The organism is Pseudomonas sp. 06C 126 (genome assembly GCF_001855215.1).
Taxonomy (GTDB): domain Bacteria; phylum Pseudomonadota; class Gammaproteobacteria; order Pseudomonadales; family Pseudomonadaceae; genus Aquipseudomonas; species Aquipseudomonas proteolytica.
In genome coordinates, this window is record NZ_MIFU01000086.1 from 161,754 (window position 1) to 184,289 (window position 22,536).

General features: G+C 61.9%; 25 protein-coding genes. 2 read left to right on the forward strand and 23 right to left on the reverse strand.

From position 1 onward, the window contains the following. From ccmE to ccmA, 5 genes are all read right to left on the reverse strand, one after another. Positions 1-456, reverse strand: a complete 456-nt coding sequence (gene ccmE / locus BHC62_RS15020; protein ID WP_029292595.1) for a cytochrome c maturation protein CcmE — start codon at positions 454-456, stop codon at positions 1-3. After that, positions 453-629, reverse strand: coding sequence for a heme exporter protein CcmD (gene ccmD, locus BHC62_RS15025; protein ID WP_029292593.1), 177 nt, complete (start codon positions 627-629; stop codon positions 453-455). The genes ccmE and ccmD overlap by 4 nt, the downstream gene beginning before the upstream one ends. Then, entirely contained in the window at positions 626-1,381 is a 756-nt protein-coding gene (locus tag BHC62_RS15030; RefSeq protein WP_029292590.1) for a heme ABC transporter permease, read from the reverse strand. Before BHC62_RS15030 ends, ccmD begins: the two co-directional genes overlap by 4 nt. 85 nt (positions 1,382-1,466) lie before the next feature. After that, positions 1,467-2,135, reverse strand: a complete 669-nt coding sequence (gene ccmB, locus BHC62_RS15035) for a heme exporter protein CcmB (protein WP_029292588.1) — start codon at positions 2,133-2,135, stop codon at positions 1,467-1,469. Next, positions 2,132-2,767, reverse strand: coding sequence for a cytochrome c biogenesis heme-transporting ATPase CcmA (ccmA, locus tag BHC62_RS15040; RefSeq protein ID WP_029292586.1), 636 nt, complete (start codon positions 2,765-2,767; stop codon positions 2,132-2,134). The genes ccmB and ccmA overlap by 4 nt, the downstream gene beginning before the upstream one ends. Positions 2,768-2,964: 197 nt before the next feature. On the opposite strand from ccmA, the gene BHC62_RS15045 reads away from it, so the two are divergent. Then, on the forward strand, positions 2,965-4,542 hold the full coding sequence (locus BHC62_RS15045) for a flagellar hook-length control protein FliK (RefSeq protein WP_070995418.1): 1,578 nt from the start codon (positions 2,965-2,967) through the stop codon (positions 4,540-4,542). Beyond that, positions 4,539-4,868 (forward strand): EscU/YscU/HrcU family type III secretion system export apparatus switch protein, encoded by a 330-nt coding sequence (locus BHC62_RS15050; protein ID WP_029292582.1) that lies wholly within the window; start codon positions 4,539-4,541, stop codon positions 4,866-4,868. The genes BHC62_RS15045 and BHC62_RS15050 overlap by 4 nt, the downstream gene beginning before the upstream one ends. A 224-nt stretch (positions 4,869-5,092) precedes the next feature. Here the strand turns inward: BHC62_RS15050 and BHC62_RS15055 are convergent, their stop codons facing one another. From BHC62_RS15055 to fliQ, 18 genes are all read right to left on the reverse strand, one after another. Continuing rightward, positions 5,093-5,485, reverse strand: a complete 393-nt coding sequence (locus BHC62_RS15055) for a DUF2802 domain-containing protein (RefSeq protein ID WP_070995419.1) — start codon at positions 5,483-5,485, stop codon at positions 5,093-5,095. Beyond that, positions 5,486-5,971 (reverse strand): chemotaxis protein CheW, encoded by a 486-nt coding sequence (locus BHC62_RS15060; protein WP_029292578.1) that lies wholly within the window; start codon positions 5,969-5,971, stop codon positions 5,486-5,488. A gap of 75 nt (positions 5,972-6,046) precedes the next feature. Further along, positions 6,047-6,847 carry a CheW domain-containing protein gene (locus BHC62_RS15065; RefSeq protein WP_070995420.1) on the reverse strand — a complete coding sequence of 267 codons (801 nt, stop codon included), beginning with the start codon at positions 6,845-6,847 and terminating at the stop codon, positions 6,047-6,049. Positions 6,848-6,931: 84 nt separating this feature from the next. Then, complete coding sequence (locus BHC62_RS15070; RefSeq protein ID WP_029292574.1) at positions 6,932-7,720, reverse strand: ParA family protein; 789 nt, start codon at positions 7,718-7,720, stop codon at positions 6,932-6,934. Positions 7,721-7,771: 51 nt separating this feature from the next. Continuing rightward, positions 7,772-8,659 carry a flagellar motor protein MotD gene (gene motD, locus BHC62_RS15075; protein WP_029292572.1) on the reverse strand — a complete coding sequence of 296 codons (888 nt, stop codon included), beginning with the start codon at positions 8,657-8,659 and terminating at the stop codon, positions 7,772-7,774. A 238-nt stretch (positions 8,660-8,897) separates the two neighbouring features. Further along, positions 8,898-9,638, reverse strand: coding sequence for a flagellar motor protein (locus BHC62_RS15080; protein WP_029292570.1), 741 nt, complete (start codon positions 9,636-9,638; stop codon positions 8,898-8,900). Continuing rightward, positions 9,638-10,759 carry a chemotaxis response regulator protein-glutamate methylesterase gene (locus BHC62_RS15085; RefSeq protein WP_029292568.1) on the reverse strand — a complete coding sequence of 374 codons (1,122 nt, stop codon included), beginning with the start codon at positions 10,757-10,759 and terminating at the stop codon, positions 9,638-9,640. The genes BHC62_RS15080 and BHC62_RS15085 overlap by 1 nt, the downstream gene beginning before the upstream one ends. Before the next feature lie 49 nt (positions 10,760-10,808). After that, entirely contained in the window at positions 10,809-13,025 is a 2,217-nt protein-coding gene (locus BHC62_RS15090; protein ID WP_070995421.1) for a chemotaxis protein CheA, read from the reverse strand. A gap of 276 nt (positions 13,026-13,301) precedes the next feature. Beyond that, entirely contained in the window at positions 13,302-14,090 is a 789-nt protein-coding gene (locus BHC62_RS15095; RefSeq protein WP_029292564.1) for a protein phosphatase CheZ, read from the reverse strand. Between the two features lie 18 nt (positions 14,091-14,108). Beyond that, positions 14,109-14,483 (reverse strand): chemotaxis response regulator CheY, encoded by a 375-nt coding sequence (locus tag BHC62_RS15100; RefSeq protein ID WP_162473193.1) that lies wholly within the window; start codon positions 14,481-14,483, stop codon positions 14,109-14,111. Between the two features lie 168 nt (positions 14,484-14,651). After that, positions 14,652-15,392 carry an RNA polymerase sigma factor FliA gene (gene fliA / locus BHC62_RS15105; protein WP_029292560.1) on the reverse strand — a complete coding sequence of 247 codons (741 nt, stop codon included), beginning with the start codon at positions 15,390-15,392 and terminating at the stop codon, positions 14,652-14,654. Beyond that, a complete protein-coding gene (gene fleN, locus BHC62_RS15110; protein WP_003192912.1) occupies positions 15,389-16,222 on the reverse strand; it encodes a flagellar synthesis regulator FleN in 834 nt (277 codons plus the stop codon). The genes fliA and fleN overlap by 4 nt, the downstream gene beginning before the upstream one ends. A 100-nt stretch (positions 16,223-16,322) precedes the next feature. Further along, complete coding sequence (gene flhF, locus BHC62_RS15115) at positions 16,323-17,639, reverse strand: flagellar biosynthesis protein FlhF (RefSeq protein ID WP_029292553.1); 1,317 nt, start codon at positions 17,637-17,639, stop codon at positions 16,323-16,325. 11 nt (positions 17,640-17,650) lie between these two features. Beyond that, positions 17,651-19,765, reverse strand: a complete 2,115-nt coding sequence (gene flhA, locus BHC62_RS15120) for a flagellar biosynthesis protein FlhA (protein WP_169852090.1) — start codon at positions 19,763-19,765, stop codon at positions 17,651-17,653. A 134-nt stretch (positions 19,766-19,899) separates the two neighbouring features. Next, positions 19,900-20,103 carry a cold-shock protein gene (locus tag BHC62_RS15125; protein ID WP_070995422.1) on the reverse strand — a complete coding sequence of 68 codons (204 nt, stop codon included), beginning with the start codon at positions 20,101-20,103 and terminating at the stop codon, positions 19,900-19,902. A gap of 233 nt (positions 20,104-20,336) precedes the next feature. Beyond that, complete coding sequence (gene flhB, locus BHC62_RS15130) at positions 20,337-21,473, reverse strand: flagellar biosynthesis protein FlhB (RefSeq protein WP_029292547.1); 1,137 nt, start codon at positions 21,471-21,473, stop codon at positions 20,337-20,339. 3 nt (positions 21,474-21,476) lie between these two features. After that, complete coding sequence (gene fliR, locus BHC62_RS15135) at positions 21,477-22,262, reverse strand: flagellar biosynthetic protein FliR (RefSeq protein ID WP_029292545.1); 786 nt, start codon at positions 22,260-22,262, stop codon at positions 21,477-21,479. Between the two features lie 4 nt (positions 22,263-22,266). Next, positions 22,267-22,536, reverse strand: coding sequence for a flagellar biosynthesis protein FliQ (fliQ, locus tag BHC62_RS15140; protein WP_003192936.1), 270 nt, complete (start codon positions 22,534-22,536; stop codon positions 22,267-22,269).

Below are 22,536 nucleotides of genomic sequence, written 5' to 3' on the forward strand. Positions count from 1 at the left end.
TTAACCCTCCTTGGCTGGGGTTGGCGCGGATTGGCCGCTTTCTTTCAGGGCCTTGGTCACTTCCGGCGGCATGTATTTTTCATCGTGCTTGGCCAGCACTTCATCGGCCACCACCACGCCGTCGGCGTTGATCTTGCCGAGGGCCACGATGCCCTGCCCTTCGCGGAACAGGTCCGGGAGGATGCCACGGTAGGTGATGGTCACGGACTTGTTGAAGTCGGTGACCACGAAGGTCACGTCCAGGGAGTCGCCGGAACGCTTCAGGGAGCCGGCCTCGACCATGCCTCCGGCACGGATGCGCGTGTCTTGCGGCGCTTCGCCATTGGCGATCTGGGTCGGGGTATAGAACAGGTTGATGTTCTGCTGCAAGGCGCTCAAGGCCAGGCCCACGGCAACGCCGACGCCCACCAGGATGGCAAGGATGATCAACAGACGCTTTCTACGCAGCGGATTCACTTATCGGTCTCCCGGCGCAGACGACGCGCCTCTTGTTGCAGGTAACGCTTGCGGGCCAGGATCGGCGCAACGACGTTGAGGGCCAGGACTGCCAGGCTGATGCCATAAGCGGTCCAGACGTACAGGCCGTGGTGGCCCATGGCGAGAAAATCACTGAAAGAGGCGAAACTCATCCACGGGCTCCCAGGCTGTTTTGCACTTCGACCTTGACCCAGCTGGCGCGGGCTTCACGCTTGAGCACTTCGAGGCGCATGCGCATCAGCAGCACCGCGCCGAAAAAGCAGTAGAAGCCCAGGACCATCAGCAGCAGCGGCGCCCACATTTCCACGGGCATAGCCGGTTTTTCGGTGAGGGTGAAGGTGGCGCCCTGGTGCAGGGTGTTCCACCACTCCACGGAGTACTTGATGATCGGGATATTGATCACGCCGACAATCGCCAGCACCGCGCAGGCCTTTGCGGCACTCTCACGATTGCTGATCGCGTTGCCCAGGGCAATCAGACCGAAGTACAGAAACAGCAGGATCAACATGGACGTTAGTCGCGCATCCCAGACCCACCACGAACCCCAGGTCGGCTTGCCCCAGATCGCCCCAGTCAGCAGCGCCACCGCGGTCATCCACGCACCGATGGGCGCGGCGCATTGCAGGGCGACGTCGGCCAGCTTCATCTTCCATACCAGGCCGACGATGCCGCACACCGCCAGCATCACGTAGCAGGACTGGGCCAGCAGCGCGGCGGGAACGTGGATATAGATGATGCGAAAGCTATTGCCCTGCTGGTAGTCCGGCGGCGCGAAGGCCAGGCCCCAGACCAGGCCGATACCGATCAGCAGGAAGGCGGCGACGGCGAGCCAGGGCAGCATTTTGCCGCTGATGCCATAGAACCACTTGGGCGAGCCGAGCTTGTGAAACCAGGTCCAGTTCATTGCTGTTTCCATCACGGTTGCTTCTTGTCGTTGCAAGAAGCTTAGGGTCTTTACTGACTCAGTGAAAACACTGGGTCAGACCTCATTATTCGCCGACGCTGATCTTCAGGCCGGCCGCTATAGCAAAGGGTGTCAGGGTTACCGCCAGGGCGGTCAGGCTGCCAAGCCACAAGAGGTAACCGGTCGCCGGCATCCCCATGAGCGCGGCCTGCAAGGCACCGCTGCCCAGGATCAACACCGGGATATACAAAGGCAAAATCAGCAAGGCCAGCAACAGCCCACCGCGCTTCAAGCCGACGGTCAGTGCCGCACCGACGGCCCCCAGCAGGCTCAGCACCGGGGTGCCTAGCAACAACGAGGCCAGCAACACCGGCAGGCATTCGGAAGGCAGCCCCAACATCATCGCCAGCAGCGGCGCGAGCAGGACCAGCGCCAGGCCGGAGAAGGCCCAGTGTGCCAGCACCTTGGCCAGTACCAGAAGAGGCAGGGGGTGCGACGAAAGGACCCACTGTTCGAGGGATCCATCTTCGAAATCACTGCGAAACAGCCCGTCCAGCGAGAGCAGGACGGACAAAAGTGCCGCTACCCACACCAGTCCCGGAGACAAGGTTTGCAACAGTTTAGTCTCGGGGCCGACCGCCAAAGGGAACAAGGCGATGACAATCGCAAAGAACACCAGCGGGTTGGCCAACTCGGCCGGGCGACGACACAGCAAGCGAGCTTCGCGGGCGACCAGCAGGGCAAAGACACTCATACCGACCACCGCCCCAGGTCCAGGTCACGGTAGCCGGCTGGCATGCGGGTCAAGGTGTGATGGGTGGTGAGGACCACCATGCCACCCTGCTCGCAATGCCGGGCCAGGTGTTCTTCAAGCTGGGCCACGCCCTGTTTGTCGAGGGCAGTGAACGGTTCGTCGAGGATCCACAGCGGCGGACCATCCAGGTACAGCCGGGCCAGGGCCACGCGGCGTTGCTGGCCGGCCGACAGGGTATGGCAGGGAACATCTTCGAAACCCTTCAGGCCCACGGCGGCCAGGGCCTGCCAGATGGACTCGCGCGTAGCCGGGTGATGCAGGGCGCTGAGCCAACTGAGGTTTTCTTCAGCCGTCAGCACATCCTTGATTCCGGCGGCGTGGCCGATCCACAGCAGGTTGCGCGCCAGCTCCGTGCGTTGTTCGTGCAGCGGTTTGCCGTTAAGGCGCACCTGCCCTGCCGTAGGCTGCATCAAACCGGCCAGCAGGCGCAGCAGGCTGGTCTTGCCGCTGCCGTTGGGCCCACTGATCTGCACCATATCGCCGCCCGCCAGACGCAGTTCGAGGTGTTCGAACAGCATCCGCAGGTCTCGCTCACAGGCAAGCGCAACGGCTTCAAGTAGTGGACTGGTCACAAGATCGCGGGCCTTTACGGTTCAAGTCGGCGGTGGAACGGCCGTTAAAGAGATGCACAATAACTGCATTGGCGGCCTGTTTTAGAGAGCTGGATCAATCAGTTGTGATGTTTTTGACCCGCTCTTTGAAGACGGGCGGCATTATACATGCGATGCCCTACTCTAAAGAGGGCAATTTCCTTGAGACGGCGGCCACGATGACCGGTGACATCAACCTTCCGACCCTCCCCCCAGCCCCGGCCACCGGGCCCAGGCCTGCGCCTGCAGTGGGCGAACTGCTAAAACTGCTGGAGCCCCAGACAGGCTTGATCGACGCCGGAAAAACCGTGAACGCCGAGGTGCTGGCGCTCAAGCAAGGCGGTGAAGCCTTTCAGCTATTGCTCAAGCTGACCCTCGAAGGTGGCCGCCAAACCCTGGTACAGGCCGCCAGTAGCCAGCCGCTGCCCCTGGGCAGCAATGTCGCGGTGAGCCAGACGGCGTCCGGCGACCTGGCGATCAGCCTGCAACAGGCCCTCAGCGCCAATGTCGCGGCCCTGACCCGTATCGACACCAATCAATTGCCGTTGGGCACCTTGCTGCAAGCCAAGGTCCTGACCTCGCAGATGCTGCCCCAGGGCGCCGGGCAACCGGCGCTATACCGCTCGCTGGTGTCGGTGCTCAACAGCGCCTTGAGCGGCACCACCCTGACCCTGGAAAGCCCGCAACCGCTGCGCGTCGGCAGCTTGCTCAGTGCCGTGGTACAGGGCGCGCAGACTCTGGATTTCGTGCCCTTGAGCGGGCTGCGCGATCAACTGGCAGTCAGTCAGCAATTGGCGACTCAGCAAAGCCGCCAGGGCTCACTGGAAGGCCTGCTCAGCGCCCTGCAAAACCTGCCGCGCACTGCCGACCTGCCGGCGGATCTGCGCGCAGCGGTAGAGCGGGTGCTGGCCGGCATGCCCGACCTGGCCCAAGTCAGTAACCCCAAGGTGCTGGCGCAATTGCTGCACAACAGCGGCGCGCTGCTGGAAGCCAAGCTGCTGGCCGGGCAAAATCCGTTGGTCCCGCCTCTGGACATGAAGGGCAGCCTGCTGCGCTTGGTGGCCGAACTGATGCCCGCCCTCCCCGCCAGCACCAATCTCAATGCCATCCTGGCCGCCAACACCCTGGCGCAGATGCTGCCCAGTTTTGTGCGTAGCCCCTTGGGCACCCTCGGCCAGATGGGCGCCCGCACCGCACCGGGCGGCTTCCCTTTGCCGGAGCGGCTGTTGCAGCGCCTGGAGGGTGAAAACAGCCTGGAAAACCTGCTGCGCCTGGCCGCCGGCGCCATCTCCCGTTTGCAGAGCCACCAATTGTCGAGCCTGGAACAGACCGGCACCACCGCCGACGGCCGCCTGCAAACCACCTGGCAGATGGAAATCCCCATGCGTACCCTGCAGGACATCGTGCCACTGCAGGTCAAATTCCAGCGTGAAGAACCGGCGCCGGACAAGGACGAGCCTGAACGCAGGATCGAACGCGACGCCAAAAAAATGCTCTGGCGCGTGGAGTTGGCGTTCGACATGGAGCCCCTGGGCCCGTTGCAGGTCCAGGCGCAACTGAGCGAAGGCAAACTCTCCAGCCAGTTGTGGGCCACCCGCCCGTTCACCGCCAGCCTGATCGAAAGCCACCTAGGTAGCCTGCGCGAACGCCTGGTGTCGTCGGGCCTCAACGTCGGCGACCTCGACTGCCACCTCGGCACCCCGCCCCGCGGGCCAAAGACCGGGCTGGAACAACGCTGGGTGGATGAAACCGCATGAAAAACCCCAACCCACCGCGCCAGGCCATCGCCCTCAAATACGACGGCAAAGCGGCTCCCGCCCTGACCGCCAAAGGCGACGACGCCCTGGCCGAAGCCATTCTGAAGTTGGCGCGGGAGCACGAAGTACCGATTTATGAAAATGCCGAGCTGGTGAAATTGCTGGCGCGCATGGAACTGGGGGACAGCATTCCCGAAGAGCTGTACCGGACCATCGCCGAGATCATTGCGTTTGCCTGGACGTTGAAGGGCAAATTCCCGGTGGGCTATGACCCGAATGCCGAGCCAGAGGAGCGGGATGTGACGGCGCGCGGGGATGATTACTGACGTTTCGAGGATGCACAGATCAAAAAATGTGGACCTGGCTGTTGTGGCGAGCGGGCTTGTCGGAACGCCGCATCGCCCGAGCTGGGCTGCGCAGCAGCCCCAGTAGGCCGAATGCGCAGTGTCAGATACACCGTAGCGGCTGGTTTTGGGGCTGCTGCGCAGCCCAACGCGGGGCAAGCCCGCTCGCCACAACAGCCCGCTTCCACATGGGAACTGCGGCCAGTTCAGCTTTTGTGCAATTTGCTCATCAACTGCGCCTCGGCCTGGGTCAGGCCGCAGGATTGGGTCAGTTCGTCCACCGTGGCGCCCATGCCCACCAGCTTCGCCGCTTGGGCGAAGGACAGGTTGGCCGGGTCGCGCTGTTCCAGTGCCGACAGTTTGTCGGGCAACGGGGCGAGGATTGAACGCAGTTCATGCACGTCCTCCCCCACCCGCACGGCGCTTTGCTGGTAGTTGTCCACGCGCTTGGCGATCTCGCGCAGGCGTTGGTCGCGCACGGCGTCGCGCTCGGCCTGCTGCAGCACCAATTCGCGTTGTTGGCGCATATGGCGCAGCAACACCACCAGGGTCCCGACCCACAGCAGGGCCAGGACGATTACCGCTACCTCAAGCATCAATCAGATGTTCTCCAGGTCCGACCACTCTTCTTCGCTCATCATCTTGTCCAGCTCAACCAGAATCAGCAGCTCGCCGTTCTTGTTGCATACGCCCTGGATAAACTTGGCCGACTCTTCGTTGCCGACATTCGGCGCAGTCTCGACTTCCGACTGACGCAGGTAAACCACTTCGGCCACGCTGTCGACCATGATCCCGACCACTTGCTTGTCGGCTTCGATGATGACGATACGGGTGTTGTCGTTGACTTCAGTCGGCATCAGGCCAAAGCGCTGGCGGGTGTCGATCACGGTCACGACGTTGCCGCGCAGGTTGATGATGCCCAGCACGTAGCTCGGCGCACCCGGCACTGGCGCGATTTCGGTGTAGCGCAGCACTTCCTGCACGCGCATCACGTTGATGCCGTAGGACTCGTTGTCCAGCTTGAAGGTCACCCATTGCAGAATCGGATCATCCAAACCCTGTGCGGACGCTGACGACTTGTTCATACCCCTGACCCCTTCAAATACCGTTGATAACGGCGTGTGTTCTTCTTTGGCAGCACCGTGGCGCTGCGCCTCTTATCAAGTACGTTTGTTACCTGGCAGATCCTTTACCGCGCCGCTGGCAATCAGCTCCGCCAATTCGGCGACATCCAGCAGCGCGCACATATGTTCAATCACCGTGCCCGCCAGCCATGGCCGCTGGCCACGGTGGCTGCGCCATTTGATTTCGTTGGGGTCCAGGCGCAGCGAACGGCTGACCTGATGCACCGCCAGCCCCCATTCGTAGCCCTGCACCGAAATCACGTATTGCAGGCCCTGGCGAAAATCATCGCGATAGCGGTCGGGCATCACCCAGCGCGCAGTGTCCAGCACCTTGAGGTTGCCGGCCTGGCTCGGCAGGATCCCGAGAAACCACTCCGGCTGGCCGAACAACGGCGTCAGTTCCTGGCCTTCCAGGGAATAGATCGACCCCAGGCACACCAGTGGCACCGCCAGTGTCAGCCCGGCGACATCGAACAGCAGGCACTCGAACGACTCGGCAGCCCAGGCCGGTCGACCATCGGTTTCCACCGGTGGCGGGGTAATGCTCGGCGGCCGATGCACCTCGGCCACCGGCGGCACCAGCACCAGCGGTACAGGCTCAGGCACGACCACGACGGCAACCGGCACCACCACCGCATCACGGGCCTGCTCTTCCAGGACCGCCAGTTGAAACTCATCCAGGCCGGCCTCAGCCTCGACCACAGGCAGCGCCAGCGCTTCATCCAGCACCAGGATCGGCTCGGGCAGTACTTCCTCGGTCGCCTCTTGCAGCAGCGCGTCCAGGTAGGACTGCAGCGCCAGTTGCGGCCGGGTCTTGATATCGACAGGACGACTCATCTGTATGCCCACGCGCAAGCCCCGTTAACCGTGTATTCAAAGGTTATCGGCGCGATGCCCCGTGGACTTGAATTCAGGTTCATTTCACGCCACCTGCGCCACAAGTTGCTGGGCCAGCAGGTGCTTGAGCAAGGCGCGGTACGCCAGTACGCCACGGCTCTTGCCATCGAATTGCGACGGCGCCAGGCCCGCGCGGCTGGCGTCACGCAGGCGCGTATCCACCGGGATATAGCCTTGCCAGATGGTGTCCGGGTAAGCATCGCGCAGTACGCGCAAGGTGCCCAGGGAAGCCTGGGTACGACGGTCGAACAGGGTCGGCACGATGCTGAACGGCAACGCCTGCTTGCGTGAGCGGTTGATCATGGTCAGGGTGCTGACCATGCGCTCCAGGCCCTTGACCGCCAGGTGTTCGGTCTGCACCGGGATCACCAGTTGCTGGCTGGCCGCCAGGGCATTGACCATCAGCACGCCGAGCAATGGCGGGCTGTCGATGATTGCGTAGTCGAAGTCCTGCCACAGTTGCGCCAGACTCTTGGCGATCACCAGGCCCAGGCCGCTCTGCCCCGGCGACTGGCGCTCAAGGGTGGCCAGGGCGGTGCTGGAGGGCAGCAGGGAAATCTTCTCGTTGCTGGTGGGCAACAGCAGTTGCCCGGGCAAGCCGGTGGGCACACTGCCCTTGTGCAGGAACAGGTCGAAGCAACTGTGCTCCAGGGCATCGGGGTCGTAGCCGAAATAGCTGGTCATCGAGCCGTGGGGATCCAGGTCGACAATGACCACACGCTTGCCCGCCTCGGCCAGCAGACCGGCTAAGGCGATGGAGGTGGTGGTCTTGCCGACTCCACCTTTTTGATTGGCAACTGCCCAGACTCTCATTCGGATTGTTCCTCCCGGCAGGCACTGGCTCGACCGAGAAATAGCACGAGGTTATAGAGCCGGTGACGGAGAATTGACGGCACTCTCCCGAACCGGCGGCTTTACGGGCGTCGGTGCAGTTTGTGTGCCAGCCCGCTTCATTGCAGCATCAGGTTGTGCATTGGCCGCGCCGGTGGCGGTCAGGCTGCGGCGCACATCCAGGTTGCGCGACACCACCAACACCACCCGACGGTTGCGCGCGCGGCCTTCGGCCGTCGCATTATTGGCCACGGGCTGGAATTCACCATACCCCACCGACGCCAGGCGCCCAGGGTTCACGCCCTGCATCGCCAGCATGCGCACGATGCTCGCCGAACGCGCCGACGACAGCTCCCAGTTAGTGGGAAATTGCGCAGTGTGGATCGGCTGGTCATCGGTAAAACCTTCGACGTGGATCGGGTTGTCGAAGGGCTTGAGGATGGCCGCCACCTTATCGATGATGCTGAACGCAATATCACTGGGCAGCGCATCGGCACTGGCGAACAGCAGGCTGGAATTGAGCTCGATCTCCACCCACAGCTCGTTGCCGCGAATGGTCATCTGGTTGGAGCTGATCAGGTCGCCAAATGCCGCACTGATATCGTCGGCGATGCTCTTGAGCGGATCGCTGCCGCCACTGATACCGGCGTCGGTCTCGTCGCTGTCCTTGACCAGGGGCTTGGCCGGGGTCATGGTCTTGGGCCGCTCGTCGCCAATGGGAATCGGCTTGAGGGCCCGGTCGGAATCGGTAAAGACGCCCACCAGGGCTTCGGAGATGACTTTGTACTTGCCTTCGTTGATCGAAGAGATGGAGTACATCACCACGAAGAAGGCGAACAGCAAGGTGATGAAGTCGGCGTAGGACACCAGCCAGCGCTCATGGTTGACGTGCTCTTCAGGCTCGCGGCGGCGACGGCTCACAGGCAGTACCCCTCTCGGGCTTGCTGTGGCAGCCGGGCTTGCTGTGGCGAGCGGGCTTGCCCCGCGCTGGGCTGCGAAGCGGCCCTAAAATAACCACCGCGCAGTGTCAGACAGTTCGCCGATCCAGGTTTTGGGGCTGCTACGCAGCCCAGCGCGGGGCAAGCCCGCTCGCCACAGCCACAGCTACAGCCACAGCCACCACCACAACCAGCCTGCTCGGCGCCGATGCTCATGGTCATCAATCCATGAAGCCCTGGAGCTTCAATTCGATGGAGCGCGGGTTCTCGCCCTCGGCAATCGACAGGATGCCCTCCAGGAGCATTTCCCGGTAGCGGGATTGGCGCATGGCAATGGATTTGAGCTTGCTGGCAATCGGCAGCAGCAACAGGTTGGCACTGGCCACGCCGTAGATGGTGGCGACAAATGCCACGGCAATGCCGCTGCCCAGTTGCGAGGGGTCGGCCAGGTTGCCCATCACGTGGATCAGGCCCATGACCGCACCGATGATGCCGATGGTCGGCGCATAGCCGCCCATGCTTTCGAAAACTTTGGCCGCGTTGATATCGCGGCTTTCCTGGGTGTAGAAGTCCACTTCGAGGATGCTGCGGATCGCTTCCGGCTCGGCGCCGTCGACCAGCAGTTGCAGGCCTTTGCGCGCGTAGCTGTCGGGCTCGGCATCGGCCACGCCTTCAAGGCCGAGCAGGCCTTCCTTGCGAGCGGTGAGGCTCCAGTTGACCACGCGATCGATACCGCCGGCCAGGTCCACGCGCGGCGGGAAAATGATCCACACCAGGATCTGCATGGCCCGCTTGAATGAGCTCAGGGGTGACTGCAACAGCGCCGCGCCGACGGTGCCGCCGATCACGATCAGTGCTGCCGGGCCGTTGGCCAGGGCGCCAAGGTGGCCGCCTTCCAGGTAATTGCCGCCAATAATGGCGACAAACGCCAGGAGTATCCCAACCAGGCTCAACACATCCATCAGTGACAGGCCTCCACCAGGTGCTTGCCGATGTCATCCAGGCTGTAGACCGCGTCGGCTAGGTCGGCCTTGACGATGGCCATGGGCATGCCATAGATCACGCAACTGGCTTCGTCCTGGGCCCAGATCGAGCTACCGCCCTGCTTGAGCAGGCGCGCGCCTTCGCGACCGTCCGCGCCCATGCCCGTGAGGACCACCGCCAGAACTTTGTCACCGTAGGACTTGGCGGCCGAACCGAAGGTGATATCCACACACGGCTTGTAGTTCAGACGCTCATCACCCGGCAGGATTTTCACCGCGCCGCGACCGTCGACCATCATTTGCTTGCCACCGGGGGCCAGCAAGGCCAGGCCCGGGCGCAGGATATCGCCGTCTTCGGCTTCCTTGACGCTGATGCGGCACAGCTTGTCCAGGCGCTCGGCAAAGGCCTTGGTAAATGCGGCGGGCATGTGCTGGATCAGCACGATGGGCGCGGGGAAGTTGGCGGGCAATTGGGTCAGGACGCGCTGCAAGGCCACCGGGCCGCCGGTGGACGTACCGATCGCCACCAGTTTGTAGGCCTTGCGCTTGGGCGCAGGCGACGCAGGAGTTGGCGCCGCCGTGCGCGTCGGCGCCACGGCAGGCCGTGCCACTGGAGCGGGAGCCGGACGCCCGAAACTGCTGCTGGTCGGTGCAGGCGCCGCTACCGGGGCGGGAGCCACCGGGGCACGGAAGCTGCTGCGGTTGCTGCGCGAGATGCTGTGCACCTTCTCGCAGAGCATCTGCTTGACCTTCTCGGGGTTGCGCGAGATGTCTTCGAAATTCTTCGGCAGAAAGTCCACGGCGCCAGCGTCCAGCGCATCGAGGGTCACCCGGGCGCCTTCGTGGGTCAGCGACGAGAACATCAACACCGGGGTCGGGCAACGCTGCATGATGTGGCGCACGGCGGTGATGCCATCCATCATCGGCATCTCGTAGTCCATGGTGATCACGTCCGGCTTCAACGCCAGGGCCTGATCAATCGCCTCTTTGCCGTTGGTGGCCGTACCGACCACCTGGATGTTGGAATCCGCTGAAAGAATTTCCGAGACGCGGCGGCGGAAGAAACCCGAATCATCCACCACCAGAACCTTGACTACCATAACCACTCCGTTAGGCCGGGCGAGGGACAATCGCCCTGCCCGGGCCGAATCAAATACGCCGTGCGGCGTAACGCTTGAGCATGCTCGGAACATCGAGAATCAGCGCGATCCGACCGTCACCGGTAATGGTCGCACCCGACATGCCTGGCGTTCCTTGCAGCATCTTGCCCAATGGCTTGATGACCACTTCTTCCTGGCCAACCAGTTGATCGACGACAAAGCCGATACGCTGGGTGCCCACGGACAGGATCACCACGTGGCCTTCGCGCTGCTCTTCATGAGCGGCGGATGCCACCAGCCAACGCTTGAGGTAGAACAAAGGCAGGGCCTTGTCCCGCACGATCACCACTTCCTGGCCGTCGACCACATTGGTGCGCGACAGGTCGAGGTGGAAGATCTCGTTGACGTTGACCAGCGGGAAGGCGAACGCCTGGTTGCCCAGCATCACCATCAGGGTCGGCATGATCGCCAGGGTCAACGGCACCTTGATGACGATCTTCGAGCCCTGGCCCTTGGTCGAGTAAATATTGATCGAGCCGTTGAGCTGGCTGATCTTGGTCTTCACCACGTCCATGCCCACGCCACGGCCGGACACGTCGGAAATCTCGGTCTTGGTCGAGAAGCCCGGGGCAAAAATCAGGTTGTAGCACTCGGTATCGGTCAGGCGGTCGGCCGCGTCCTTGTCCATGACGCCGCGCTTGACCGCGATGCCGCGCAGGATATTGGAGTCCATGCCTTTGCCGTCATCGGTGATCGACAGCAGGATATGGTCGCCTTCCTGTTCGGCCGCCAGAATCACTTTGCCCAGGCGCGGCTTGCCGCTGGCTTCGCGCTCTTCCGGGGTTTCCACACCGTGGTCAACCGCGTTGCGCACCAAGTGGACCAGCGGGTCGGCCAGGGCCTCGACCAGGTTTTTGTCGAGGTCGGTTTCTTCGCCCACCAGTTCCAGGGCGATCTCTTTTTTCAACTGCCGGGCCAAGTCACGGACCAGGCGCGGGAAGCGCCCGAAGACCTTCTTGATCGGCTGCATGCGCGTCTTCATCACCGCGGTCTGCAGGTCGGCAGTGACCACGTCGAGGTTCGACACGGCCTTTTGCATGGCTTCGTCGCCACTGTTCAAGCCCAGGCGCACCAGGCGGTTACGCACCAGCACCAGTTCGCCGACCATGTTCATGATGTCGTCCAGGCGCGCGGTATCTACCCGCACGGTGGTTTCGGCTTCACTGGCCGGGGCTTTTTCGGCAGCGGCCGGCGCGCGGGCTGGCGCCGGGGCGGCGGCACGTGCTGGAGCCGGTGCAGCGGCCTTGGCGGCAGCGGGTGCCGGTTTGGCCACCGCTGCTGTAGCGGTCGCGGTGGCTGTGGCGGCAGGCGCCACTTCAGAGAACTTGCCCTTGCCGTGCAATTCGTCCAGCAGGGATTCGAATTCGTGGTCGGTGATCAGGCCATCCGCCGCCGGTGCAACAGCAGGCGCCGCAGCAGCGGGTGCAGCAGGTGCAGCCGCCGCCGCAACTGCCGGCAACGCATCGGCAGCAAACGAGCCCTTGCCATGCAACTGATCGAGCAGCGCTTCAAATTCGTCGTCGGTGATATCGGTGCTGGCCGCTGGCGCAGCAGCCTCCACAGGCGGCGGTGTGGCCGCCACGGCGTCCGGCGCGAACTGGCCCTTGCCGTGCAACTGGTCGAGCAAGGACTCGAACTCGGCGTCGGTGATGTCTTCGCTGGTCGGCACCATGGCCGGCGCAGCCGCTGCCGGTGCTTCGGCCTCGGCCTTGACGGCATTGAGGGAGTCCAGCAGTTGTTCGAATTCGCTGTCGGTAACGTCGGGTTCGGCAACCGGTTCAGGCGCCGCTTCAACCACCGGGGCGGCGGCCAGGGCGGCAGGTTCTGCCAGGCGCGCCAGGGCGGCCAGCAGTTCCGGGGTGGCGGCAGTAATCGGTGCGCGTTCACGCACTTCATTGAACATGCCGTTGACCGCGTCCAGGGCTTCGAGGATCACGTCCATCAATTCCGAATCAACGTGCCGCTCACCCTTGCGCAGGATGTCGAACACGTTTTCGGCGATGTGGCAGCACTCCACCAGCTCATGGAGCTGGAGGAAGCCGGCGCCCCCTTTTACAGTGTGAAAACCGCGAAAAATTGCATTGAGCAGGTTCGCATCATCCGGTCGGCTTTCCAGCTCGACCAGTTGCTCGGACAACTGCTCTAGAATTTCGCCGGCCTCTACAAGGAAATCCTGAAGGATTTCTTCATCGGCGCCGAAGCTCATATACGTGCTCCTTTAGGTCCTGATAACGGCAAATGGCGGATCGCGTTGGAGCTGTGAGCGGGCCAGGCAAGGCGCGGAACGCAGGCAAGGGTTGTTTCCTTGTCAAGTTCCGCAACGCAGCATGGCGCGCTCACAGCTCCAACCCGGAGGGCCGCGCCCCGCAAGGCGCAATCCGTCGTTATTCGTCGTTCATTTGGAAAAACCAAACTTCTCTCCTCATGCCTAGTCTTGCGCCTTGCGGGGCGCGGCGCGACCGTCATTTGCCGTTATCAGGACCTAAAAGCCTAAACTGGACAGCAAATCGTCTACGTCATCTTGACCTGACATAACGTCTTCACGTTTATCGGCATGAATCTGCGGACCTTCACCCTTGGCGAGGTGTTTTTGTGGATCTTTTTCCGAGAGGATCGCTTCGCGGTCATGTTCGATGCCGGCAAAACGGTCGACCTGGCCAGCCATCAGCACCAGCTTGAGCAAGTTGCTTTCCACTTCAGTGACCAGCAGGGTCACGCGCTTGATCACCTGACCGGTGAGGTCCTGGTAATCCTGGGCCAGCAGAATGTCATTGAGGTTGCTGGAAACCGTACGGTTTTCCTGCTCGCTGCGTGACAGAAAACCTTCGACCCGACGCGCCAGGTCACGAAATTCTTCTGCGCCTACTTCGCGACGCATGAAGCGCCCCCAGTCAGCGCTCAACGCCTTGGCCTCATTGGCCATGCCGTTCACCAGAGGCGTGGCGTTTTCCACCAGGTCCATGGTGCGATTGGCTGCCGCCTCAGTCAGCCTGACCACATAGGACAGGCGTTCGGTGGCATCGGTGATCTGCGAGATTTCCTCGGCCTGGGGCATGTGCGGGTCGATCTGGAAATTGACGATCGCACTGTGCAACTCACGGGTGAGCTTGCCCACCTCCTGGTACAGGCCGCGGTCGCGGGTCTGGTTGAGCTCATGGATCAACTGCACCGCGTCGCCAAACTGGCCTTTTTCAAGGCTGTCGACCAACTGGTGAGCGTGTTTTTTCAAGGTCGACTCAAAGTCCCCCTGCGATGTTTCTTTATGCTCCATAGCTCCCCCGTGGCGACATCAACCGTGGATGCGTTCAAAGATCTTTTCGATCTTCTCTTTCAACGCCAATGCAGTGAATGGCTTGACCACGTAGCCGTTGACCCCAGCCTGGGCGGCTTCAATGATCTGTTCACGCTTGGCTTCGGCGGTCACCATCAACACCGGAAGATTGCGCAGTTTTTCATCGGCGCGCACATGGCGCAGCAGATCGATACCGGTCATGCCAGGCATGTTCCAGTCGGTTACCAGAAAGTCGATGCTCCCGCTGTTGAGGATCGGAATCGCCGTAATACCGTCATCCGCCTCGACCGTGTTAGTGAACCCAAGGTCACGCAACAGGTTTTTTATGATCCGCCGCATCGTTGAGAAGTCATCAACGATGAGGATTTTCATGTTCTTGTCCAATTCGACCTCCAAGCAGTCTTAAACGCGTCCAGCACCTGGGCGCGCCATATCATTCAACAGGCATTACACAAAAAGGACTGCCGGGGCGCACCACGAGCCGCTCCCGCCCGGCTTGCGCCCTGGCGGTTATCGCTCACAGTGTCCCCACACTGCCTGTCAGCGCGCTCGCCACTCTCCCAAACGCCCCCGCAAGCGGGCCGCGCATTGGCTATGTAGCTGGCTGACCCGCGATTCGCTGACCCCCAGGACCTCACCGATTTCCTTGAGGTTCAGCTCTTCGTCGTAGTACAGCGCCAACACCAGCCGCTCACGCTCCGGCAGGTTGGCAATCGCCTCTGCCAGGGCGCCCTGGAAGCGTTCATCTTCCAGGTCGCGTGAAGGCTCCTGGTGAGCGCTCGCGCCGTCCTCGTGCAGCCCTTCATGTTCGCCGTCCTGTAGCAGGTCGTCGAAACTGAACAGGCGGCTGCCCAAGGTATCGTTCAAAATCCCGTAGTAATCGTCGAGACTCAATTGGAGTTCGGCCGCAACTTCGTGATCTTTAGCGTCGCGACCGGTTTTTGCTTCAATTGAGCGAATTGCGTCACTCACCATCCGGGTATTGCGGTGGACCGAACGCGGCGCCCAATCACCTTTACGCACTTCATCGAGCATCGCGCCACGGATGCGGATACCCGCATACGTCTCGAAACTCGCACCCTTGCTCGCGTCGTACTTGGTCGACACTTCGAGCAGGCCGATCATCCCCGCCTGGATCAGGTCTTCGACCTGGACACTGGCGGGCAGGCGTGCCAGCAGGTGGTAGGCAATGCGCTTGACCAGAGGCGCATAGCGCTCGATCAATTCGCCCTGGCTGTCACGCGCTGATTTTTTGTAAAGGTTGTAGCCGCTGGCTGTCATAGCACCGGTCCTGCACTCGTCTGATGCACCAATCGCTCGACGAAAAACTCCAGATGCCCCCGGGGATTGGCGGGCAGTGGCCAGGTATCGACCTTCTGAGCAATTGCCTTGAACGCCAACGCGCATTTCGAACGAGGGAACGCTTCATAGACTGCACGCTGCTTTTGCACAGCCTTGCGCACACACTCGTCATAGGGAACTGCGCCGACGTATTGTAAGGCGACATCGAGGAAGCGATCCGTGACCTTGGTCAACTTGGCGAACAGGTTGCGCCCCTCTTGCGGGCTCTGGGCCATGTTGGCCAGCACGCGGAAGCGGTTCATGCCGTAGTCGCGGTTGAGCAGCTTGATCAGGGCGTAGGCGTCGGTAATCGAGGTGGGTTCGTCGCAGACCACCAGCAACACTTCCTGCGCGGCGCGTACGAAGCTGACCACCGACTCGCCGATCCCGGCGGCGGTGTCGATCACCAGCACGTCGAGGTTGTCGCCGATATCACTGAAGGCCTGGATCAGGCCGGCATGCTGCGCCGGGCTCAGATGCACCATGCTCTGGGTGCCGGAGGCGGCCGGGACGATACGAATCCCCCCTGGCCCCTGCAACAGCACGTCGCGCAGCTCACAGCGGCCCTCGATGACATCGGCCAGGGTGTGTTTGGGCGTCAGTCCCAGCAGAACGTCAACGTTCGCCAGGCCCAGGTCGGCATCCAGCAGCATGACGCGGCGGCCAAGCTCTGCCAGGGCCAGGGACAAATTCACTGACACGTTAGTTTTCCCGACGCCACCTTTGCCGCCGGTCACCGCGATCACCTGTACGGGATGCATGCTGCCCATGTTCTTTCTTTACCTTGTCTTGCTTAGCCGCAGGCTACATAGGGTGGCCGCGGTAGCAGACCATCGATGTAGGTACATTGCACTGTGTTTCATGTTGCCTTCAGCCGACCCGCTTGGCTGGGTTGTGATAGAGGTCGGCGAACATATCCGCCATCGCCTCTTCACTGGGTTCGTCCTGCATTTGCACACTGACTGCACGGCTGACCAACTGATGACGGCGCGGCAGATGCAAGTCATCCGGGATCCGCGGCCCGTCGGTCAGGTAGGCGACCGGTAGTTCATGGCTGATGGCAAGGCTCAACACTTCGCCCAGGCTTGCCGTTTCATCCAGCTTAGTCAGGATGCAACCGGCCAGCCCGCAACGCTTGTAGCTGTGGTACGCAGCAGTCAGAACCTGTTTTTGGCTGGTTGTTGCAAGTACCAGGTAATTTTTCGACTTGATCCCACGCCCGGCCAGGCTTTCCAGTTGCATGCGCAACGCCGGATCGCTGGCTTGCAGGCCGGCGGTATCGATCAGCACCACGCGCTTGCGCAGCAGCGGGTCGAGGGCGTTGGCCAGGGATTGGCCCGGGTCGACATGGGTCACCGGCACATTGAGGATGCGGCCCAAAGTCTTGAGCTGCTCCTGGGCACCGATGCGGTAGCTGTCCATGCTCACCAGGGCAATATTGTGGGCGCCGTACTTGAGTACATAACGGGCGGCCAGCTTGGCCAGGGTGGTGGTCTTGCCCATGCCGGCAGGGCCGACCATGGCAATCACGCCACCTTCTTCAAGGGGTTCGATTTCCGGGGTCTGGATCATCCGCGCCAAGTGGGCCAGCAGCATGCGCCAGGCCTGGCGAGGTTCTTCGATACCGGTGGTCAGCTCCAGCAGGTCACGCGACAACGGGCCGGACAAGCCGATGCGTTGCAGGCGACGCCAGAGGTTGGCCTGTTGCGGCTTGCTGCCTTGCAACTGGTTCCAGGCCAGCGAGCCCAACTGCACTTCCAGCAGCTCGCGCAGGCCGTTGAGTTCAAAGCGCATCGAGTCGAACACGCGCTGGTCGACCGCCGCAGCCGGCGCCGGCGCAGCAGGGCGCGGCGGCTCGACGAAGGTCGGCTCCACCAGGGGCTCGGCCGCGGTCAGCGGCAGGCCGGCAAACAGTTGGCGGTTGGTGGTCGCATCGCTGTCGCCACGCATGCTCAGCTCGGCCTGGGCCGAGACAATGCGCGAGGCGGTCTTGCGCAACTCGTCTTCGAGTTCCATGTTTGGCACGCGCGGCGCCAAGGCCTGGGGTTTGTAATCCAGGGCAGCCGTCAGCTCGACACCGCCGGCAATGCGACGGTTACCGATAATCGCTGCGTCGGCGCCCAGTTCATCACGAACCAGCTTCATGGCCTGACGCATATCGGCGGCGAAAAAACGCTTTACTTGCATAACCCACTACCTCAGCCGTTGGGCCCTACTGTCGCGACGATAGTCACTTGCTTGTTGTCAGGAATTTCCTGATAAGCCAATACGTGCAAATTCGGTACTGCCAGGCGTCCAAACCGCGACAACATCGCCCGGACGGGGCCGGCTACCAGCAGAATCACCGGTTGGCCCTGCATTTCCTGACGTTGTGCGGCGTCGATCAACGAACGCTGGAGCTTTTCAGCCATGCTTGGCTCCAGCAAGACGCCCTCTTCCTGGCCTTGTCCGGCCTTCTGGATACTATTGAGCAATATTTGTTCCAACCTTGGTTCCAAGGTGATTACAGGCAGCTCAGAGTCAAGCCCTACAATGCTTTGGACGATGGCACGCGACAAACCGACGCGTACCGCCGCCACCAGCGCGGCAGTATCTTGACTCTTGGCAGCATTGTTGGCGACAGCCTCGGCAATGCTGCGAATATCGCGCACCGGCACCTGTTCGGCCAACAGCGCCTGCAAAACCTTGAGCAGTTGCGACAGCGACAACACCCCCGGCACCAGCTCTTCGGCCAGTTTAGGCGAGGCTTTGGCCAGCAATTGCATGAGTTGCTGGACTTCTTCGTGGCCAATCAGCTCGTGGGAGTGTTTGTACAGAATCTGGTTGAGGTGCGTGGCAACCACGGTGCTGGCGTCGACCACGGTGTAACCCAGCGATTGTGCCTGGCTCCGCTGGCTGACTTCGATCCACACCGCGTCCAGGCCAAAAGCCGGATCTTTGGCGGTTATGCCGCTCAGGGTGCCAAATACCTGCCCGGGGTTGATTGCCAACTCGCGGTCGGGGTAGATCTCGGCTTCGGCCAGGGTCACGCCCATCAGCGTCAGGCGATAGGCACTGGGGGCCAGGTCGAGGTTGTCGCGGATATGCACGGTGGGCATCAAAAAGCCCAGGTCCTGGGACAACTTCTTGCGCACACCCTTGATCCGCGCCAACAACTGGCCGCCCTGGTTGCGGTCCACCAGGGGGATCAGGCGGTAGCCGACTTCCAGGCCGATCATGTCGATGGGCGTCACGTCATCCCAGCCCAACTCCTTGGTTTCCTGGGCACGGGCCGGCGACGGCAGCAAGTCCTGCTGGCGTTCCACCTCTTTCAAGGCCTGGACCTTGACCGTGTTCTGCTTCTTCCAGAACAGGTACGCGCCGCCAGCGGCCAGGGCGGCCATGCTCAGGAACGAGAAATGCGGCATGCCCGGCACGATGCCCATGATCGCCATGATGCCGGCCGCCACGGCCAGGGCCTTGGGCGAGGCGAACATCTGGCGGTTGATCTGCTTGCCCATGTCTTCGGAGCCGGACGCACGGGTCACCATGATCGCCGCAGCTGTTGATAACAACAGTGATGGCAATTGCGCCACTAATCCGTCACCGATGGTCAGCAGGGCGTACACCTTGCCCGCATCGCCGAAAGTCATGCCGTGCTGGAAGATCCCCACCGCCATGCCGCCGATCAGGTTGATAAACAGAATCAGCAAGCCGGCGATGGCGTCGCCGCGCACGAACTTGCTCGCACCGTCCATGGAGCCGTAGAACTCGGCTTCCTGGGCCACCTCGGAACGGCGGGCCTTGGCCTGGTTCTGGTCGATCAGGCCAGCGTTGAGGTCGGCGTCGATTGCCATTTGCTTGCCGGGCATCGCGTCGAGGGTAAACCGCGCGCTCACCTCGGAGATGCGCCCGGCACCCTTGGTCACTACCACGAAGTTGATGATCATCAGGATCGCAAACACCACGATACCGACCACGTAGTTACCGCCGATCACCACCTCGCCGAAGGCCTGGATCACCTTGCCCGCCGCAGCGTGACCGTCCTGGCCGTGCAACATGACCACCCGCGTGGAGGCCACGTTAAGGGCCAGGCGCAGTAGCGTGGCAACCAGCAAAATGGTAGGGAAGACCGCGAAATCCAACGGCCGCAGCGCATAGACGCAGACCAGCAGCACGACGATCGACAGGGCAATGTTGAAGGTGAAGAACACGTCCAGCAGGAACGGCGGCATCGGCAACATCATCATTGCCAACATCACCAGCAGCAACAGCGGCACACCCAGATTGCCTCGCGAGAGGTCTGTCAGGGTGCCACGGGCTGTGCTGAACATATTAGAGCGATCCACCGGTATTCCTCGTGTCCCTTGAAGCAAAACTTTGACGCCAGGAGGCGACTTGAAGGCGCTGTTGCAAGAAGCCTTCCAACTTTTGCTTGAGGACTATCGGTGGTACGCCAGGATGCTGGCTAGAGCGGCCTGACGTCTGCCGCTTGCTTGCCCTTTGGACCCTCGATGACATTGAACTCGACCTTTTGGCCCTCTGCCAGAGCTCTGTGACCACTACCGACAATGCCGGAAAAGTGAACAAACAGATCCTCTCCCCCACCGTCTTGCGTAATGAAGCCAAAGCCCTTTGAATCGTTGAACCACTTCACTGTGCCCGTTGCCATTGCCCGTCTCCCGGATCAGCCCATTCTTCACGGCCTATCAAAGCGCGCTACGCGAGTGCCGGCTACTGTCAAAGTTGACAGGTTGGGAGGAACGCTGGACGAACGGTAACTGGCTGAAGATCGGATTGCCTGTTTCGACGCCATCGCGGGCAAGCCCGGCTCCCACATTGAAATGCAATCAACTGTGGGAGTCGGGCTTGCCCGCGATGGCGTCAGGGAATGCACAACGCAGCTCAGGAGTCGCGCTGCAAATCCGGCGGAATCGGCAAATCCTTGAGCGGATCCGGACGCTTGCCCTTCCCCGCACGGTATTGGCGGATCTGGTAGACGTAGGCCAGTACCTGCGCCACCGCCAGGTACAGCCCGGCCGGGATTTCATGGTCAAGGTCGGTTGAGTAGAAGATCGAACGCGCCAGCGCCGGTGACTCCAGCAGCAGGATGTCGTTGGCCTGGGCGATTTCGCGGATTTTCAGCGCCGTGAAGTCACTACCCTTGGCCAGCAATAGCGGCGCACCGCCCTTCTCGGCGTCGTATTTGAGCGCCACGGCATAGTGGGTCGGGTTGGTGATGACCACGTCGGCATCGGGCACCGAAGCCATCATCTTGCGCTGGGACATCTCGCGCTGCAGCTGGCGGATGCGCTGCTTCACTTCCGGCTTGCCTTCCTGGTCCTTGTGCTCGTCGCGCACTTCCTGCTTGGTCATCAGCAGTTTCTTGTGGCTTTCCCACAGCTGGATCGGCGCATCCACCGCTGCAATCAGGATCAGCCCGCAGGCCATCCACAATGAGCTCCACCCCACCAACTGCACGCTATGGATGATTGCCAGGTCCAGCGGCTCATGGGCGATACGCAGCAGGTCGTCGATATCTGACTTCAACACCACCAGTGCCACGAACAGGATGATAAAGAATTTCGCCAAGGCCTTGAGCAGCTCCACCACGGCCTTGGCGGAGAACATGCGCTTGATCCCGGCACCGGGGTTCATCCGGCTGAATTTTGGCGCCAGGCTGCCGGCTGCAAACAGCCAGCCGCCCAAGGAGATCGGCCCGATGATCGCCGCCAGGAGCAAGGTGATCAGCACCGGTTGCGCGGCAAGGATCGCGATCTTCCCTGAGTGCAGCAGGTAGATGCCCATGGCACGCGGGTCCAGCAGCACTTCCCGGGGCAGGGAGAAGTTGTGCTTCATGATTTCCATCAGGTCCTGGGCCAGGCCGCCGCCGTAGATCAGCAGGCCACCGGCACCGGCGAGCATCACCGCGAGGGTGTTGAGCTCTTTGGAGCGGGCAATCTCGCCCTTTTCCCTGGAGTCCTTTTTACGTTTCTCCGTGGGGTCTTCTGTTTTGTCCTGACCACTCTCGCTCTCGGCCATGGCTCAGCGCGCCCGTGCCAGATCACGTAAGAACTGCAAGGCGTCACTGGCCAGCGGTTGATACTGATTGAGAATGTCGGCCAGGCCGACCCAGAAAATCCCCAGGCCCAACACCAGGGTCAGCGGGAAACCAATGGCGAAGATGTTCAACTGCGGCGCAGCGCGGGTCATCACGCCGAACGCAATGTTGACCACCAGCAACGCGGTGATCGCTGGCAGCACCAGCAGCAACGCGGCGCCCAGCACCCAACTGAGGCGGCCGACCACTTCCCAGAAGTGATTGACGATCAAGCCCTCGCCCACCGGTAACGTGGTGAAGCTCTCGGTGAGGATCTCGAACGCCACCAGATGGCCGTTCATTGCCAGAAACAGCAAGGTCACCAGCATGGTCAGGAACTGCCCGATCACCGCCACCGATACGCCGTTGGTGGGGTCGACCATGGAAGCGAAGCCCATACCCATCTGGATCGAGACGATTTGCCCGGCAATCACGAAGGCCTGGAAGAACAGGGTCAGGGAGAAGCCCATCAAGGCGCCGATCAGGATCTGTTCGGCGATCAGCAACAGCGCACTGAGGTCCAGGGCGTTGACCGGCGGCATCGCTGGCAACGTCGGCACGATGACCACCGTAATCGCTACCGTGAAAAACAGGCGTACGCGCTTGGGAACCAGCGTGGTACCGATCACCGGCATGGTCATCAGCAAGGCGCCCACCCGAAACAGCGGCAGGATGAACGCAGCCACCCAGGTGCTGATCTGGGTGTCGGTCAACGCCAGCAAGGACTGCATCAGGTCAGCCGATCAACTGCGGAATACTGCCGTACAACTGCAGGATGTATTCCATGAAGGTCTGCACCAGCCAGGGGCCGGCAACGATCAGCGTCACCAGCATCACCAGCAGGCGAGGAAGGAAGCTCAAGGTTTGTTCGTTGATCTGCGTGGCAGCCTGGAACATCGCCACCAGCAAACCCACCAACAGGCTGGGCACCACCAGCACGGCGACCATCAGGGTGGTCAGCCACAGTGCTTCACGAAACAGGTCGACGGCGACTTCTGGAGTCAT